At 34.8% G+C, this 18449-nt stretch carries 14 protein-coding genes; all 14 read left to right on the top strand.

Annotated elements, in window-relative coordinates:
• Positions 1 to 10 precede the first annotated feature (10 nt).
• Positions 11 to 1792 carry a sensor histidine kinase gene (locus D7D81_RS17475; protein WP_125991307.1) on the top strand — a complete coding sequence of 594 codons (1782 nt, stop codon included), beginning with the start codon at positions 11 to 13 and terminating at the stop codon, positions 1790 to 1792.
• Positions 1767 to 2843 (top strand): response regulator, encoded by a 1077-nt coding sequence (locus tag D7D81_RS17470; RefSeq protein WP_125991306.1) that lies wholly within the window; start codon positions 1767 to 1769, stop codon positions 2841 to 2843. Before D7D81_RS17475 ends, D7D81_RS17470 begins: the two co-directional genes overlap by 26 nt.
• Positions 2844 to 3062: 219 nt before the next feature.
• On the top strand, positions 3063 to 5036 hold the full coding sequence (gene ligA, locus D7D81_RS17465; protein ID WP_125992327.1) for an NAD-dependent DNA ligase LigA: 1974 nt from the start codon (positions 3063 to 3065) through the stop codon (positions 5034 to 5036).
• Between the two features lie 364 nt (positions 5037 to 5400).
• Entirely contained in the window at positions 5401 to 5688 is a 288-nt protein-coding gene (gene gatC / locus D7D81_RS17460) for an Asp-tRNA(Asn)/Glu-tRNA(Gln) amidotransferase subunit GatC (RefSeq protein WP_125991305.1), read from the top strand.
• A gap of 28 nt (positions 5689 to 5716) precedes the next feature.
• Positions 5717 to 7162, top strand: coding sequence for an Asp-tRNA(Asn)/Glu-tRNA(Gln) amidotransferase subunit GatA (gene gatA / locus D7D81_RS17455; protein WP_125991304.1), 1446 nt, complete (start codon positions 5717 to 5719; stop codon positions 7160 to 7162).
• On the top strand, positions 7159 to 8604 hold the full coding sequence (gene gatB, locus D7D81_RS17450) for an Asp-tRNA(Asn)/Glu-tRNA(Gln) amidotransferase subunit GatB (RefSeq protein ID WP_125991303.1): 1446 nt from the start codon (positions 7159 to 7161) through the stop codon (positions 8602 to 8604). Before gatA ends, gatB begins: the two co-directional genes overlap by 4 nt.
• Before the next feature lie 137 nt (positions 8605 to 8741).
• Positions 8742 to 9002, top strand: coding sequence for a CPF_0552 family protein (locus D7D81_RS17445; protein WP_125991302.1), 261 nt, complete (start codon positions 8742 to 8744; stop codon positions 9000 to 9002).
• A gap of 125 nt (positions 9003 to 9127) precedes the next feature.
• Positions 9128 to 9418: an ArsR/SmtB family transcription factor gene (locus D7D81_RS17440; protein WP_205739269.1), complete on the top strand. Its 291-nt coding sequence runs from the start codon at positions 9128 to 9130 to the stop codon at positions 9416 to 9418.
• 15 nt (positions 9419 to 9433) lie between these two features.
• Positions 9434 to 11920 (top strand): CoA-disulfide reductase, encoded by a 2487-nt coding sequence (locus D7D81_RS17435; protein WP_125991301.1) that lies wholly within the window; start codon positions 9434 to 9436, stop codon positions 11918 to 11920.
• Positions 11921 to 12139: 219 nt separating this feature from the next.
• The gene (locus D7D81_RS17430; RefSeq protein WP_125991300.1) at positions 12140 to 14104 is read left to right on the top strand and encodes an oxidoreductase; all 1965 of its coding nucleotides are present in this window, start codon (positions 12140 to 12142) and stop codon (positions 14102 to 14104) included.
• A 19-nt stretch (positions 14105 to 14123) separates the two neighbouring features.
• Positions 14124 to 15266 carry an iron-containing alcohol dehydrogenase gene (locus D7D81_RS17425; protein WP_125991299.1) on the top strand — a complete coding sequence of 381 codons (1143 nt, stop codon included), beginning with the start codon at positions 14124 to 14126 and terminating at the stop codon, positions 15264 to 15266.
• 97 nt (positions 15267 to 15363) lie between these two features.
• Positions 15364 to 16263: a LysR family transcriptional regulator gene (locus D7D81_RS17420; protein ID WP_125991298.1), complete on the top strand. Its 900-nt coding sequence runs from the start codon at positions 15364 to 15366 to the stop codon at positions 16261 to 16263.
• Between the two features lie 97 nt (positions 16264 to 16360).
• On the top strand, positions 16361 to 17647 hold the full coding sequence (locus tag D7D81_RS17415; protein WP_125991297.1) for a putative DNA modification/repair radical SAM protein: 1287 nt from the start codon (positions 16361 to 16363) through the stop codon (positions 17645 to 17647).
• On the top strand, positions 17648 to 18394 hold the full coding sequence (locus tag D7D81_RS17410; RefSeq protein ID WP_125991296.1) for a TIGR03915 family putative DNA repair protein: 747 nt from the start codon (positions 17648 to 17650) through the stop codon (positions 18392 to 18394). It abuts the gene before it with no gap.
• Positions 18395 to 18449 lie beyond the last annotated feature (55 nt).

The raw sequence follows: 18449 nt of genomic DNA, 5'->3' as shown, positions 1-18449 counted from the left end.
GTGTTAGCTAATGGGTAAATATAGTAATCTATTAAATGATGTTAAAGTTAAATACAAACTAATTTTTATCTATATAGTGTGTGTGGTAGCACCCATTATTGTAATTAATCTAATTTTTTACAATAATATGGTTGCCAATGTTAAAGAAATTAATAAAAATTATTACAGACTATCCACTCAACGTATAGTTACTAAAATTGAAAATGACTTTGATTTTATAATAAGTCTTTCTGATAAGATTTCTTTAGATCAAAAACTATATGAAATGCTGGATAAAGATTATGAAACTAATTTGGATTATGTAGAGACATATTTCGATTATTTTAAACCTTATATCTATTTAAATGGTGAGGCTTATCAGCAGATAAATAAAATGATAGTTTATACAGATAATCCAAGTGTTTTAAATTCTGGTTCTATCTATAGAATGGATTATCTTGATGAAGAATGGCTTGAAAATATTATTAAATCACCTGAAAGACTTCATATAATTTATGGAGAGAGCAAGAAAAAATCAGATGGTACTATCATCACTCCTATATCAATTATAAGGATTTTAAATGAATTTCAGGGTATAGACCGTTATCTAAAGGTTATTAGGATTGATTTGTACGCAGAAAATATTATTAAGATTATAAATTCAGAAACAAATAAAAAAAAAGTTTTTATATTTGATGCTAGTGGCAGTATACTATTTTCCAATAATATAACTAGCAATGGGCACACCGTCTTCTTAGAAACAGCTGTAAATGGCCAGGGGTTTGAATATAATAAACACATTATTCAGAAAAAAATAAACGGCTCTTTAAACTGGATGCTTATTAATGTACTAGATGTTGATAATATAAAAAGGGCCCTGGCGAGGCCGAGAAATAACATTATTCTTCTTACTTTATTAAGCCTTTTACTGTCTTCATTGATTATATTTTTCATTTACCGTTCTTTTTATCTAAGATTAAATGCCCTGTCAGAACATGTAAGTAATTTGGAGCAGGATTTTAATAAACCATATACAGGCTTACAGGGTAGAGACGAGATAGGCAGTCTAATCAGGGCTTATAATAGAATGGTTAGCAAGATAAAGACATTAATTACAGATGTCTATGAGGCCAGGTTGGAACAGTCACATATTAAATTAGAAAAGAAACAGGCAGAGATAAATGCCTTACAGAGTCAAATAAACCCTCATTATTTATTTAATACCCTGGAATCAATTCGAATGAAATCAATAGAAAAAAAGGAAATAGAAACTGGCAAAATAATTAAATATTTAGCTCGTTCACTGCGTAGAATGATAAGTTTTCGGCAGGAATGGATAGATGTTCAAGAAGAACTTGCTTATATAAAGGATTTTTTAAAGATACAAAAATACCGTTTTGGGGATGAATTTGAGTATATTCTGGATATTGAACCTGAAACACTGGACATAAAAATACCTAAACTAATTATACAGCCCTTTGTTGAAAATGCTTGTATTTATGGTGTTGAGGGTAGTGAAGACTCTGGTGAAGTTTATGTTAAAATCGATATATCTGGAGATAAATTAATTTGTATTGTTAGAGATAATGGTATAGGCATCAAGAAGGATAAGTTGAATTTTATTTTAAAACATATAAAAGATGAAGATATACAAGGGAATAGCATTGGTATTAATAATATTTATCAGAGATTAAATCTATATTATGGTGATGATTTTGTTTTGCATATTGAAAGTAAGGAAGGTATTGGAACTATGGTTAAATTAATTATTCCAGTGGGGGTTAAAGATGTACAGGGTTATGATTGTAGATGATGAACCAAATATTCGTAATGGTTTGCGTAATATAATTGACTGGCAAAAGTATAATTTTACTGTCTGTTCTGTAGCCAGAAATGGAAAAGATGCTATAGAAAAGATGAAGTCTACTTATCCAGATTTGATTATTACTGATATCAAGATGCCTGGATTGGATGGACTTGGTTTGATTAAATATATTAGGAAAAGTATGTATGATAAAAATATGTCTTTTATTATCTTAAGTGGTTATGATGAGTTTGCTTATGCTAAAGAAGCTATTAAATATAATGTCTCCAGATATCTATTAAAACCTATTGATGAGGAAGAGTTAATAGATATTGTAGAAATACTAGCAGAGGAATTATCACAGAAAAATAGATTTGAATTTTTTTATAATAGACAGGTTGAAGAATTTAGTGAAGAATTTAATGAAATAGAGGAATTTGGTGTATTGGTAAATGTAATTTGTGATAATCAAAAATTAAGGATCAAAAAAACAATTAAGAATATGTTTAATGATTTTTATCAGGTATATTTACATCCACGAATAATTAAAATATATTTAGCTAATTTTTTGCTTGAAATATCTAAAATTATTACTAATATGGGTGGTTCTATTGAGAGTATTGTTAAGAAATACAATATATTTAATACAGACATTTCTGCTTATAATTTAATACAATTAGAAAATGAGCTAAGGGAATTTTCTTTTGAGGTGGCTCAGTTTATTAGTGAGTTGAAACAATCATGTAGTATTATTAATAAGGTTAAACAGTATATAAAGGACAATTATTTTAAGGAAATTAAATTAAAAGAGATAGCAAAAAAATTCTATATCAACCCTGCATATCTAGGTCAATTATTTAAAAAAGAAAATGGATTAAATTTTTCTGAGTATTTAAGTGAAATTAGATTAAATAATGCTAAAAAGCTATTGAGAGATACTAATTTACATGTATATCAGATTGCCGAGAAAGTCGGGTATAAAAACTCAGATTACTTTATTATTAAATTTAAAGAAAAGGTAGATTGCACCCCCATGGAATATAAAAATAGACATAGGTAGATTCAGATCCCCCTCCCCACTGTGTTTTAAAAATACAGTGGGGTTGTGTTTTTATATTTTTCTCTGACATCCCGGTATTCACTGGGTTATTTATTTGACTTTATATTTTAATAAACGTATAATTAATATTAAATTGGAAATAAATAAAACTTGTTTTAGATAGGATATTAACTCCTGATCTGGAGGTGTAATTTTTTGGCTAAAGATGATATTATAGCTATGATTAATAATTTGCGTGAAGAGATCAGGTATCATGAATACCGCTATTATGTCCTTGATTCACCTGAGATTTCTGATGCTGAATATGATCAATTAATGAAAAAATTAGAAAGACTTGAAAAGGAAAACCCTGAGCTGATTACAGCAGACTCACCGACTCAGCGGGTTGGTGGTGAACCCTTAGAGAGTTTTGCTAAAGTGGAACATAGTACACCGATGTTAAGCCTTAGTAATGCTTTTAATGATGGTGAATTGAGGGATTTTGCTAATAGGGTTTATAAACTGGCCGGTACCAAAGATATTGAATTCATTGTTGAACATAAAATTGATGGTCTTTCAGCAATATTAACTTATGAAAAAGGACGTTATGTACAGGGGGCTACCAGAGGGAATGGAATTATTGGTGAAGATGTAACAGAAAATATTCGAACTATCCGGAGTCTACCTCTCAGACTTAAAAAGGAAGTTAACCTGGAGCTTAGGGGTGAGGTTTACATTGCTAAGGGTGATTTTGAGAAGATAAATGAACAACGTCTGGATAGGGATGAGGAGCCTTTTGCTAACCCGCGAAATGCAGCTGCCGGGTCTATCAGACAGTTAGACCCCCGTATTGCAGCTGAACGTTCACTGTCTATACTGGTTTATGACCTGCTTAGTCATGACCTTGAAGTGATAGATACCCATTCACAGGCCCTTGATTTTTTGATAGAACAGGGCTTTAAGGTGAACTGGCACCAAAAATGTGATAATATAGATGAGGTAATTAAATTATGTAAGCAGTGGACCGAAGAAAGGGACAAACTTCCCTTTGAGATTGATGGGATTGTTATTAAGGTGAATAATCTGGCCTTACGGCGAGAACTTGGTTCTACAGCAAAGAGCCCGCGCTGGGCAATAGCCTTTAAATTTCCTGCCCAGTTAAAAACAACGGTTATTAAAGACATTATTATTTCAGTGGGAAGGACAGGGGCTCTGACCCCGACAGCACTTCTTCAAGCAGTGGAAATAGCTGGTTCAACAGTTAGTAGGGCTACATTACATAATGAAGATGAAATAAAGAGGAAAGATATTAGAATAGGTGACCATGTATTAATTAAAAAAGCTGGTGATGTGATTCCCAAGGTTGTTAAAGTCATTAAAAACAAAAGAACAGGTAGTGAACAGCAATTTGAAATGCCGATAACCTGTCCTGTGTGTGGTGGAGAGGTAGCCCGTGAAGGTGATGAGGCAGTTCACAGGTGTACTAATGTAACCAGTTGTCCAGCACAACGGAGAGAGGGTATTATTCACTTTGTTTCACGTAATGCTATGAATATAGATGGGGTTGGTCCGGCCTTGATAGACCAGTTGTTGGACAGGAATTTAATAGAGGATTATGCTGACCTTTATGGTCTCAGTAAGGATATGCTATTACCCCTGGATAGAATTGGTGAAAAGTCAGCTGCTAATGTAATTGAGGCCATTAAAATGAGTAAGCAGAGGTCTTTACATAGATTAATCTTTGCTCTGGGTATCAGGCATGTTGGGGCAGGTGTTGCCAGGGTTCTTACAGAGCATTATCACTCGATTAGCAGTTTGTCCCGGGCCATCCGGGACGAGCTGGAGAATATAGATGAAATAGGTCCAGCTATTGCTGAGAGTATTGTTTATTTCTTTAAAGAAGTAAGGAACCAGCGGGTTATTGACAAATTAAGGGCTGCTGGTGTTAAAATGGAAGAAAAGAAGGTAGTAGATAACCAAGAAAAACCCTTACAGGATAAGAAATTTATTTTTACTGGCGGTCTGGAGAAATATACCCGTAATGAGGCTAAAGAACTGGTTTTATCTGCCGGGGGTAAAGTTACTTCAAGTCTCAGTAAGAATACGGATTACCTGGTAGTAGGGGATAACCCTGGTTCCAAACTTGAGAAAGCTGGTAGTCTGGGGGTTGAAGTATTAAATGAAGAGGGATTTGATGAATTATTAGGAGTATAAATTTTTCTTGAGGAAATTATCCAATTTTGAAATTGTGGATAACTTTAAAGGCCGATCAATATATTTACTTACCTTGTCGTGCACCACAGGCACTCCGTATCTGACCAAAGCGTACAAGAAAATTAGGGTTGCACTATGGCGTCCTGCCTTCGTTTACTGTCGAGAAATTGTCTTCCGGCGTCCATGCCTACAGACAATTTCTAGAGTCGTCCAGTAAATATATTGGTCTGGTTTATGATAAGTAGTTAACTTTGTATTAAAAATATTCCTAAGTAAGAATTAATAATTATTGATTAAGTCTGGATGACGTAGTTACTTTGTTCTCATAACATTTAGTATAAATAATCAGGAGAGGGTGAATTAGATGATTAGCAAGAAGGATGTAGAGTATATTGCCAACTTAGCCAATCTGGAGGTTGATGAAGCTGACAAAGATGTCTTTGCCAAACAACTTGGTGATATTCTGGAATATGTAGAAAAGTTAAATGAACTTGATACGGATGGTGTTGTCCCTACTGCCTATACTGTGCCCATGAAAAATGTCTTCAGGGAAGATAAGGCAGAACCATCAATTAAGCGTGATAAGGCTTTAGCAAACGCCCCGGATAAAAAGGATGGTCAGTTCAGGGTGCCACCAATTATTAGTGAATAAGTTGTGATAAGTAAAGGAGGTTATTAATTTGGAGTTATATGATTTAACGATTCACGAATTAAAGGAAAGACTGGCTGATCAAGAGATTTCAGTTACTGAGGTATTAAACACTTTCTATGAGAGAATAGACCAGGTGGATGATAGTGTTAGGGCATATGTCAGCTTGACCAGGGATGAGGCTTATCAAAGAGCAGGGGAGGATCTTACTGGTTCACTGGTTGGTATTCCACTGGCAATTAAAGACAATATGTCTATAGAGGGGATTAAGACTACTTGTTCTTCAAATATTCTTAATAACTATCAACCACCATATGATGCTACAGTTGTTAAAAAACTAAAAGAGGCTGGAGCTATAATGCTTGGTAAAGCCAATATGGATGAGTTTGCGATGGGTTCTTCTACTGAAAACTCCGGTTTTTTTAAGACACATAACCCCTGGAATCTTAACCATGCACCAGGCGGGTCCAGTGGTGGGTCAGCTGCTGCAGTTGCTGCTGGAGAAGCAGCAGGGGCTTTAGGGTCTGATACAGGGGGTTCGATCCGCCAGCCGGCTGCCTATTGTGGGGTTGTTGGTTTAAAACCTACTTATGGTAATGTTTCTCGTTATGGTTTAGTAGCTTTTGCTTCTTCACTTGATCAGATTGGCCCAATTACTAAGGATGTAAAGGATTCAGCTATTTTACTTAATGCCATAACAGGACATGACCCTATGGATTCAACATCAGTTAAGTTAGATAAACCGGATTATACTGAGTTTATTAAAGAGGATGTTAAAGGATTAAAAATAGGTCTCCCTGAAGAGTATTTTTCATTAGAGATTAATTCTGAGGTTAAAGAGAGTGTCTTAACTGCTGTTAAAAAAATGGAAGGAGCTGGTGCCATTGTTGAGGAGGTTAGTCTTCCCAGTGCTGAATATGCCCTGGCTGCTTATTATATAATTGCCCCTGCTGAAGCCAGTTCAAACCTGGCCAGATATGATGGGGTTAGATATGGATTTCGCAGTGAACAGGCCAGTAATGTAAGTGAAATGTTTACTACTACCAGGAATCAGGGGTTTGGTGATGAGGTTAAAAGGAGAATTATGCTGGGGACCTATGTGCTGAGTTCTGGTTATTATGATGCTTACTACTTAAAGGCCCAGAAAGTGAGAACACTCATCAAGGAAGATTTTGATAAATTATTTAAAGAATATGACCTGCTTATTTCGCCAACCACCCCAACAACTGCTTTTAAACTAGGTGAGATGAGTGATCCTCTGGAAATGTACCAGATGGATATCTTTACTGTACCTATTAATATAGCAGGAATACCTGCTATTTCCCTACCTTCTGGATTTGATAGTGCAGGTTTGCCTATTGGTTTACAGATAATGGGGCCGCACTTTGGAGAGGGTAAGATATTACAGGCTGCCTATACACTGGAACAGTTGTTAAATATAAAGGATAAGAGGGCAAAAGTGGAGGTGTCAAAATGAGTGTAGAATATGAGGTAGTTATTGGTTTAGAGGTTCATGCCCAGTTAGCTACTGAGTCAAAGATATTCTGTGATTGTAGTACTGAGTTCGGGGCTGCTCCTAATACCCATGTCTGTCCTGTATGTTTGGGATTACCCGGCACTTTACCTGTTCTGAATAAAAAAGTACTGGAATATGCTATTATGGCTGGTCTGGCTTTGAATTGTGAAATAAGTGAATACAGTAAGTTTGATCGAAAGAACTACTTTTATCCTGACCTGCCCAAGGCATATCAGATCTCTCAGTTTGATCTCCCTATCTGTGAACATGGGTCTATAGAGATTGAGACAGAAGAAGGGAAGAAAGAGATAGGTATTACCCGGATACATATGGAGGAAGATGCCGGTAAATTAATACATGAAGGTAGTATTGATAAATCAACAGGGAGTCTGGTAGATTATAACCGGACAGGTGTCCCTTTAATTGAGATTGTAAGTGAACCAGATATGAGGACACCTGCTGAGGCCAGGGCATATCTGACCCAGTTAAAAAAGGTACTTGAGTATTTAGAGGTATCTGATTGTAATATGGAAGAGGGTTCACTCCGCTGTGATGCCAATGTTTCTATTAGACCGGTAGGTCAAAAAGAGTTTGGTACTAAAGCAGAGCTTAAAAATATGAATTCCTTTAAGGCAGTTGAGAAGGCCCTGGAATATGAAGTAGAAAGGCAGAAGAGAGTTCTTGGACGTGGTGATGAAGTAGTTCAGGAGACCAGGACCTGGGATGATAGTCTAAATAAAACTATTTCTATGAGGGGAAAAGAGGAGGCTCATGATTATCGATATTTCCCTGAACCTGACCTTGTCCCCATGGAAGTAGATAAAGAGTGGGTTAAAGAACTGTCTGATAGTTTACCTGAACTTCCGGTTGAAAAGATGAAACGCTTTGTGACAGAATATGGCCTCCCTCAGTATGATGCTGAAGTACTTACAGATACTAAAGCCCTGGCTGAGCTTTTTGAAGAAGGGGTAACGGCCTATGATGACCCCAAAGGGGTAAGCAACTGGATTATGGGAGATTTTCTCCGTTTGATGAAAGAGGAGAATATAGCAGTTGAAGAGAGCAAATTAAGTGGTGAATTGCTGGGTAAGATGCTGCAGTTGATGGATGCTGGTACTATCAGCAGTAAGATTGCCAAGACTGTTTTTAAAGAGATGTTCAAGACTGGAAAAGACCCTGAAACTATTGTTGAGGAAAAGGGTCTAAAACAGATCAGTGATGAGAGTAAGATTGAAGAGATAGTTGATCAGGTTATCAGTGAAAACCCTGAGGCTGTCGAAGATATTAAGAGTGGTAAGGGTAAAGCCATTGGTTTTCTGGTCGGACAGGTTATGAAGGAGACCAGGGGCAAGGCTAATCCTGGTATGGTTAATCAGTTGTTACGGGACAAATTGATGGATTAGTGTTGTTTTGCTGTAGAATAAGTATAAATGAGAAGGACTGTTGATTCCCCCGGGGTTAATGGTCCTTTTGGTATAATTTATTGGCTTTAGTTTATACTAAAGGAATATACATTAAATAAAAATAGGGGTGATTAGTTATGACTAATTGTTCAACAATAATGGCAGTTCTACTTGATAAAAGGACAGATGCAGCTCCAACTGTACAGGAGATCCTTACTAAATACGGTTGTATCATCAGTAGTCGGATAGGCTTACATCAGACCGGAGAGTGTGCAGAAGAGGGTTTGATTATTCTGCATTTGTGTGGAGAAGATGGGGAGATTGATAAACTGCAGCAGGAGCTAACAGAGGTTTATCGGGTTAAGGTTAAAAAGATGGAAATACGTTTCGATGACTAGGGATATTATTAAGTATTTGTAAAAAAATTACAGAAATATAAAGATTATACTTGACATTTATATCACAATATCTTAATATATAAATATAAAGATAAATATTAATTTCACAAAGGATGTGTAGTTTAGTGAAGAATATAACAGATGAAATGGAGCAGATTAAGGAGGGTGCCAGACTCTTTAAGGCCTTATCTCATCCAATAAGGCTGTGTATTGTTAAGGGGTTAATTAAGGAAGAGGGTTGTAATGTTTCCAAGATACAGTATTGTCTTGATATACCTCAATCCACTCTCTCACAACACCTAATCAAACTAAAAGATATGGGTATATTAAAGGGAGAAAGGGATGGACTTAATGTTAATTATTATGTAATTAATGAGGAAGCACGCAGGGTTATTCAGACTCTATTTGATTATTAATAAGGAGGGATTATAATGGCCAAGAAGGTTGTTATTGTTGGTGGTGTTGCAGGGGGTGCTAGTACAGCTGCTCGCTTGAGAAGACTTGACGAAGAGGCAGATATCGTTATTTATGAAAGAGGAGACCATATATCCTTTGCCAACTGTGGTCTGCCATATCATATTGGTGGAGTTATTAAAAATAGAGAAAGATTACTGGTACAGACACCAGAGGCAATGGAAGCCCGTTTTAATATAAGTGTTAAAGTAAATCATGAAGTTAAGTCTATTGATAAGGAAAAGAAAGAAGTTTTAGTAAAAGACTTAAAAAATGGCCAGATTTTTACTGAAAGTTATGATTATCTGGTTCTTTCACCTGGTGCTGAACCATTTAAACCGGCAATTGAAGGTATTGATAGTAATAATGTTTTTACATTGAGAAACATACCAGATACTGATAGAATAAATGACTATTTAAAATCTAAAGTCCCTAAAAAAGCTGTAGTAGTTGGTGGAGGTTATATTGGCATTGAAATGGCAGAAAGCCTTCAGGAGAGGGGAATAGAGGTATCTCTGGTGGAGATGTTAGACCAGGTTCTAAGTCCTTTAGACTATGAAATGGCTGCTATGGTTCATAATCACCTCAGAATGAAAGGAATTAAACTGTATTTAAAAGATGGTATTAAAGCAGTTAAAAATAAAAATGGTAATACTAATGTTGTACTAGAAAGTGGTCAAGAGATAGCCACAGACATGGTTATTATGTCAATTGGGGTCAGACCAAATGTAGAGTTAGCAGAAGGGGCTGAACTGGCATTAGGACCTACTGGCGGTATTAAGGTAAATGAGTATTTACAGACTTCTGCTGAAAATATATATGCCCTTGGTGATGCAATTGAGGTGAATAATCTGATTAGTGGTAAACCATCCCTTTTACCACTGGCTGGTCCGGCCAATAAACAGGGAAGGATAACTGCTAATAATATTACTCATGGTAATAATGAAAAATATCGGGCGACACAGGCTACATCAATTGCCAAGGTATTTGATATGACTGTTGCTACTACTGGAAATAATGAGAAATTATTAAAAGAGGATGATATAGCATATCAGGTTTCCTATACAAATTCTAATAATCATGCCGGTTATTATCCAGGGGCCAGTCCCATGTTTATTAAAATAATCTTTACCGCTCAAGAGGGTAAATTATTGGGGGCACAGATTATTGGGCATGATGGTGTTGATAAAAGAATAGATGTAATGGCAACAGCGGTCAGACATGGTCTTACTGTATTTGATCTACAGGAATTAGAACTGGCCTATGCTCCACCATATGGTTCTGCTAAAGATCCAGTTAATATGGCTGGCTTTGCTGCTGGTAATATTCTGAAAAATATAGTAGAACCTATTCAATATCATGAAATAGATAAGCTGCATGATAATGTAATATTACTTGATGTACGAGAAGATGTAGAGGTACAGCTGGGAATGATAGAGGGTGCTATGCATATTCCAGTAAATAGTCTACGGGATAGGCTTGATGAGCTAGATAAGAATAAGGAGGTTGTTGTGTATTGTGCTGTAGGGCTCAGGGGATATATTGCCTGTCGTATTTTACTACAACATGGTTTTAATAAGGTTAAAAACCTGGTAGGTGGTTATAAACTTTATAGTGCTGTAGAGATGAATAATAAAGAGCTTGCTGAAGAACCAGGTCAAGAAGAGGTATACTCTGCTTCTAATCCTGAAGAAGGAAAAATAGTAGGGGAGAAAGTTTTGCAAAAAAAGGCAGGCCAGACAGTAGAACTTGATGCCTGTGGCTTGCAGTGTCCCGGTCCAATCATGCAGGTCTATCAGATGATAGAAACCCTTGACGAGGGCGACATTCTAGAAGTTACTGCTACTGATGCTGGTTTTTCTCATGATATTGCTGCCTGGTGTAAAAACACTGGTAATAGGCTAATGGAAAGTAAAGAAGAAAACGGTAAATATATGGTTTCTATTATGAAGGGTTTAGATGAGACAGAGACTATGGCTAATAAACAACAGCCTAAAAAGAAAAAGACCATGGTTGTTTTTAGTGGTGAACTAGATAGGGCTATTGCTTCTTTTATAATTGCTAATGGGGCTGCTGCTATGGGTAATGAGATTACAATGTTTTTTACTTTCTGGGGTTTAAACATTTTAAGAAAAGATCAGCGGGTTGATGTTAATAAGAGTTTTATGGATAAGATGTTTGGCAAGATGATGCCCCGAGGTAGCAATAAACTACCCCTTTCCAATATGAATATGTTTGGTTTTGGGGCTCAAATGATTAGGCGTGTAATGAAGGAAAAGGGTGTTGATTCCCTTGAAGACTTGATAGGTCAAGCTAAAGCAAATGGTGTTAAAATGGTAGCTTGCCAGATGTCAATGGATGTTATGGGGATAAAAAAGGAAGAGCTTATTGATGGAGTAGAGGTTGGTGGTGTAGCTACTTTCTTAGGTGAATCTGATGAAGCAAATATGAGTCTTTTTATTTAATACTTGTATATAAAACTCCCAGGGAACTAAATTTTTCTTGGGGGTTTTTTTAATGTTTGTAAATTCATCCCAAAACTCTGCTACGGATTTAGTATCAGTAAGATTGGTTATTACCCTATTTTATTGTAGTTGATACAATAATTTTATGTTTCAAAAAAGTGCAAATATACTTTAAAATATATATGTGAAGCAAATAACAAAAGAGAGGTGAGGAGTTTTATGCTAGAGAACTTGTTTTCAAAAGGTAAAATTGCTTCGATTGAAAGCAAAAATAGGATTGTTATGACAGCTATGGGAAACCATTTAGCAAATGCTGATGGTACAGTCTCTGAGGCCGATCTTGCTTTTTATGGAGCCCGGGCTAAGGGTGGAGTAGGGATTATTTTTACAGAATGTGCTTATGTAGATACACAAGGAAAAGGCAATAATTGTCAAATTTCAGTTGAAAATGATAACTGTATAAGTGGGTTAGAAAAACTTGCAAATGAAGTCCATCAATATGGTAGCAAAATTGTCGTACAAATTTATCATCCTGGCAGACAGGGAATTAGCGCAATAAATGGCAATGAGCCTATGTTAGCACCCAGTTCAATTGAATGTCAGACAGTACATCAACCTACTAGGGCTATGACTAAAGAAGAAATAGTAAATATGATAGAAAAATTTGTTGATGGGGCACTTAGAGTTAAAAAAGCTGGTATAGATGGTGTTGAGATTCATGCTGCACATGGATATTTGATAAATCAATTTTTAAGCAGCTATACCAACCATAGAACTGATGATTATGGTGGTAACTTTAAAAATAGAATTAGATTTTTGGAAGCAATAATTAAGGGTATAAGAAAAAAATGCGGAAAAGAATTCCCAATTATTGTAAGATTAACTGTTGATGAATTTCTGGATAAAATAGGATTAAGAGACAAAGGATTAAAGTTAAAAGATGGAGTAAAAATTGCCAAATATTTAGAAGAATTAGGTGTAGATGCAATTAATGTCACTTCAGGAATTTATGAGAGTATGAATGTGGCTTGGGAACCCTCTTCTTTTGAGCAGGGTTGGAAAATTTATCTTTCTGAAACTATCAAAAAATCTGTTAATATTCCGGTTATTGGTGTTTCTGTAATTAGGGATCCGGAGTATGCCGATCAAATAATTAAAGAGCAGAAAGTTGATTTTGTTGGCTCAGCAAGACAACATTATGCTGACCCAGAATGGTCTAATAAAGCCAAAGCAGGAAGATTTGATGAATTGAGGAGATGTATTTCCTGTTTGTATTGTATGCAAACATTGATGGAGGCTGATATAAGTGGAACATCCTGTCAGTGTTCAATAAATATAAAAGCTGGTCAGGAATTAACCTATAATAATTTTAAAAAAGATGGTGATGGTAGAACTGTCGTAATTATTGGTGCTGGGCCATCCGGATTAGAAGCTGCAAGAATATTAGCTAAAAGGGGTTTTAAACCTGTAATTTTTGAAAAAAGTAGTAAACTGGGTGGTCAATTGAAAATTGCTAAAAAACCCCCTAAAAAAGATAAGATCAATTGGCTGATAGAGTATTTAAGAAACCAGGTAAAAAAATATGAAGTAGAAATTCATCTTAATACTAGGCCAGTTTTAGAAGACTTAGTAGAATTAAATCCCTATGCTGTTTTTATAGCACAAGGTTCAAATCCGATAATTCCTGATAATATCCCTGGTGTTGATAATAAAGAAGTATTAACATGCCTTGATATATTAAATGGAGATATTAAATTAACTCAAAAGAAAATAGCTGTGATTGGTTCAGGAATGACAGGTTTAGAAACAGCTCATTTATTAGCGGAAGAGAAAAATCAAGTAAGTGTATTTGAAATGGATGATAGTATTGGAGGAGATTTGTATTTTCAAAATTTAATAGATCACTTAAATTATCTAAATGAATTAAATGTAGATTTATATCCTAATCATAAATTAATTAAAATAGATAAGGGAAAAGCATCATTTGAAAATACTAAAGAAAATCTTGAAAAGTCATTTGACTTTGATTTTATTATCCTATCTCTTGGCAGAATACCAGATAATAATTTAGTATCAGAAATAAAGCAAAATTTTAATAGAGTAAAAATACTTGGTGATGCTTTCCAAGTTGGAAAAATAAGAAATGCAGTTGAAGCAGGATTTAAAGAAGCATATAATCTGTAAACTGAAAGGGGAAAATAAAATGGCAAGATATGCACAGGCATGCCCTATTATTTATGGAGAAGGTTCCTTAAATTTGCTTGGGAATGAGACAAAAAAACTTGGTTGTAGTAAAGTAATGGTAGTATCTGATAAAGAAATTATCAAACTTGATTTTTATTCAAAGGCATTAAAGAATTTGAAAGAAGCAGGTATAAAAGTTGTAGAGTTTTCTAAAATAATACCTGATCCACCAGATTATATCATAAATGAAGGTGGTAAACTGGCTCAAAAAGAAGATATAGATGGTATTATAGCTATTGGTGGTGGGAGCCCTATGGATGCAGCAAAAGCAATAAATATTTTAGTAAATAATCCACTTCCAATTAACAATTACTTTGGACAGCCAGTTTATAATCCTGGTGTACCTGTTATAATGATATCTACAACAGCAGGTACTGGGAGTGAAAGTACATCTATTGCAGTAGTAACAGATACAAGTAATAATGCTAAAAACTCAGTTATTTGTAATGCAAGTTTGGGAATATTAGATCCTGAAACAACACTAACTCTTCCAGTGGAAAACACAGCAAATACAGGTATTGATACTTTAGCACATGCTGCAGAAGCTATTACAGCTAAAGAAGGCAATCCAAAATCAGAATTATTGGCAAAAGATGCAATAATTAAGGTGATAAATAATCTTCCACTAGCAATTAGTGACCCAAGAAATCTTGTAGCACGGTCAAATCTTTTAATTGCTAGTAATTTTGCTGGTATTGCTTTTAATGATTCTCTTGTACATTTAGGACATGCAATTGCACATGCAATAGGCGCTAAATTTCATATTACACATGGAGTAATCTGTGGGCTTGCTTTACCAGAGGTTATGATTTATGCGGCTGGAGTAAAAGCGGAAAAAGTTAAAATAGTTGCTGAAGCAATGGGTATTATATTTAAAGAAAATGAAAATAGTAGTAAAATTGCGGAAAAAGCAGCGAAAAGTATAAGAGAATTTCTCAAAAAAGTTAATATTAAGTCGTGTAAAGAATTAGATATACCCAGGGATGAATTTATAGGGACAGCTAAAATGGTTATTAGTGACCCATGTTATCAATTTATTCCAAAAAAGTTAAATGAAAGAGAAGTGAAGAATATCTTAGAAAAGATTTACGATAATTATTAATGACAAAAAAGTAAGCTAGTGTGAGTAGAAGCTTGTATTAATAAGAGCATGTATTGTATAATTATCAATATATGCTCTTATTATTTGAGGTGATAATGTGGAAATAAGTGATTTAAAATATTTTACTATGCTATGTGAACATAAGAACTTTACTAAAACTGCAAAAGAGTTATATATATCACAGCAAGCTTTGAGTAGAATAATTGCTAATATAGAAAAAGAAATAGGTGCTCCTCTTTTTCATAGAAATTCTCGAGGAGTAACACTTACTGAGCTGAGCAAATATTTATATCCTGAGGCTAAAACTCTACTTAATAATTTCAATGAGTTTCTTAATAATATTGAAGAAAAAGTAAAAAAAGAGCAAAGGGAATTAAAAGTTGGATTTTCACCAGGAACTCTACAAATTTTAGATTCAAAAGAAGTCTTAGAAAATTGTAGAGAGTATTTAGGGATAGAAATTAATATATCTGAGTTTTCTGATGTTTCTTGCGAAAAAAATGTTCAAGAAGGAAATATTGATATGGCTTTTACTGTTAATCCAAGAAATGATGAAGATTTTTCTTTTTTTGCCCTTACAAGGGATAATTTTGCTGCAGTTATAAATAAAAAAAATTCCCTTGCCAAAAAAAATGACATAAAATTTTCTGATCTAAAAAATGAAAAACTCATATTATTAGATGATACTTTTAGGATGCAATTAGTTCTTAGAGAAGAATTTAAAAAGGCTGGTTTTCTTCCTGAAATATATAGTAGATGTAGTCATGATTTAAATATTGCTTATGATTTTGTTAATTTAAATAAGGGGATATTTATTTTTGTTGAAAACCTAATTCATATAGAAAATTACAAACATATTCTTAGTATTCCTTTGGATACTTCTTCAGCCTTTTGGGAAATAGGTGTTTTAGTAAAAAAAGATATTAAAATGAATAATTTAATGAAAAAATTTATTAATTATTTTCTAAGTAAATATCAAAAAAAATTACTTGATTGATTGAAAATAGTCCCCTTGCACCCAGAACACGCGTATGCTATAATTAAAATAAACAAATAATTGTTTGTAGTTAATTATAGCTAAGGGAGCGTTTGTGATGGATTTATTAGATAAACTAAATATCCTATCAGCTGCAGCTAAATATGATGTTTCTTGTTCTTCCAGTGGGAGTAAACGCCAGAATACTCCTGGTGGAATCGGGAATGCGGCTGTTAGTGGTATCTGTCACAGCTGGTCAGATGATGGACGGTGTATCTCACTATTGAAGATACTTTTTACTAACTACTGTATCTATGACTGTGAATATTGTGTTAACCGTTCTTCAAATGACCTGCCGCGGGCTGCCTTTACACCTGATGAAGTGGTTAATTTAACGGTTAATTTTTATCGCAGGAATTACATAGAAGGTCTGTTTTTAAGTTCTGCTGTGATTAAGAGTCCAGATTATACCATGGAATTACTCTTGCAGACTGTACGCAAATTACGCGAAGAATTTAAGTTTAACGGTTATATACACCTTAAGGCAATACCAGGTGCTGATTATTCGCTAATATTAGCAGCAGGTAGATATGCGGATAGAATGAGTGTTAATATCGAACTCCCATCACGAAAAAGTTTAAAATTACTGGCCCCCCAGAAAGAAATGAATGCTATTATAGAACCAATGAGAGAAATTGGTACAATGATTAAAAATAATAAGGAAGAGAAGAATTCTAAAAAGAAAGTGCCCAAATTTGTGCCAGCCGGGCAGAGTACCCAGTTGATTGTTGGGGCCAGTCCAGAATCTGATTTTCATATCTTAAAGTTATCAGAGGGTTTATATAATAAGTTGAGCCTGAAAAGGGTTTATTATTCTGCCTATGTTCCGGTAAATAATACCCCAACATTACCTGCTATAAAAAACCCGCCATTATTACGTGAACACAGATTATATCAGGCTGACTGGTTGTTAAGGTTTTATGGGTTTAATGCTGAAGAACTCCTTGATAATAAGAATCCTAATTTTGATGCTGACCTTGATCCCAAGGCCAATTGGGCTTTGAATCATTTAGAAGTATTTCCCATGGAGATCAATACAGCCAGTTATCAACAATTACTTAGAATTCCTGGTTTAGGGGTGAAATCTGCCCGTCGAATTATGTCTGCCCGGAAGACAGGCAGTATTGATTATGATGATTTAAAGAACTTTGGAACAGCCTTAAAAAGGGCAAGGTACTTTATTACCTGTAAAGGGAAATATTATGGTGGTATACCGATTAGGGAAGACCTGATCAAATCAAGACTTATAAGTGGGAAAAGTGATACTGGAGAGCAATTATCACTTTTTCAGGAGCCGGTCGGGAAAGAGACCAGATCCCTAGCCTTTCTGGAGAGTGGTGAATAGATGCCTCTTTATTATTATCTATATGATGGCAGTTTTCCTGGACTAATGACTGCTATTTATCAGGCTTATTACTATGAACATAAACCGAATTACATTATCAGTTCCAATAAATATCAGCCAGCATTATTTGCTGAAAAGGTAATAATAAAAACAGATATGGAGAAATTTGACCGTGTTTATCGAGCAGTTAAAAAGAAAATATCAAATAGGTCATTACAAAAGATTTATTATGCCTACTTATCTGAATTAGATGATATTGAGATGAAAATCTACCGGTATTTAAGAATGGGATTTACTATTGGACAGAAAATAGACGGCCATTTAAGTAATAAGCTGGTATTAAAATTAAATAAAATTTACAATAAAGTAAGTGGTGAACGCCACCGTCTACTAGGGCTGCTGCGTTTTAGAAAGATAGCAGGAGATATATATTATGCCCCTTTTGAACCGGATCATAATGTTATTACCTTAATGGCACCACATTTTGCAAAAAGGCTGGTTGATCAAAACTGGATTATCCATGACCTCAAACGTGAAAAAGCAGTTATCTATAATCAGCAGGAATGGGTATTAACTGATTTGAAAAAGAGACTGGATCAAGGCAGGTTAACAGCTGAAGAGATAGAATATCAGGAGTTATGGAGGGGCTTTTTTGATAGTGTTGCTATTAAAAACAGGAAAAATAGTAGGCTGCAACGGCAGTTTATGCCAGAGCGTTACTGGAAATATTTAATTGAAAAGAGTTAGTATGACAAGTAATGATAAGGGAGTGTTTCGTTTGTCATGGATGTGACAAACGAAA

Source organism: Halocella sp. SP3-1, assembly GCF_003953885.1.
Taxonomy (GTDB): Bacteria; Bacillota; Halanaerobiia; order Halanaerobiales; family DTU029; genus Iocasia; species Iocasia fonsfrigidae.
This window is presented reverse-complemented; position numbering and strand designations above follow the sequence as displayed.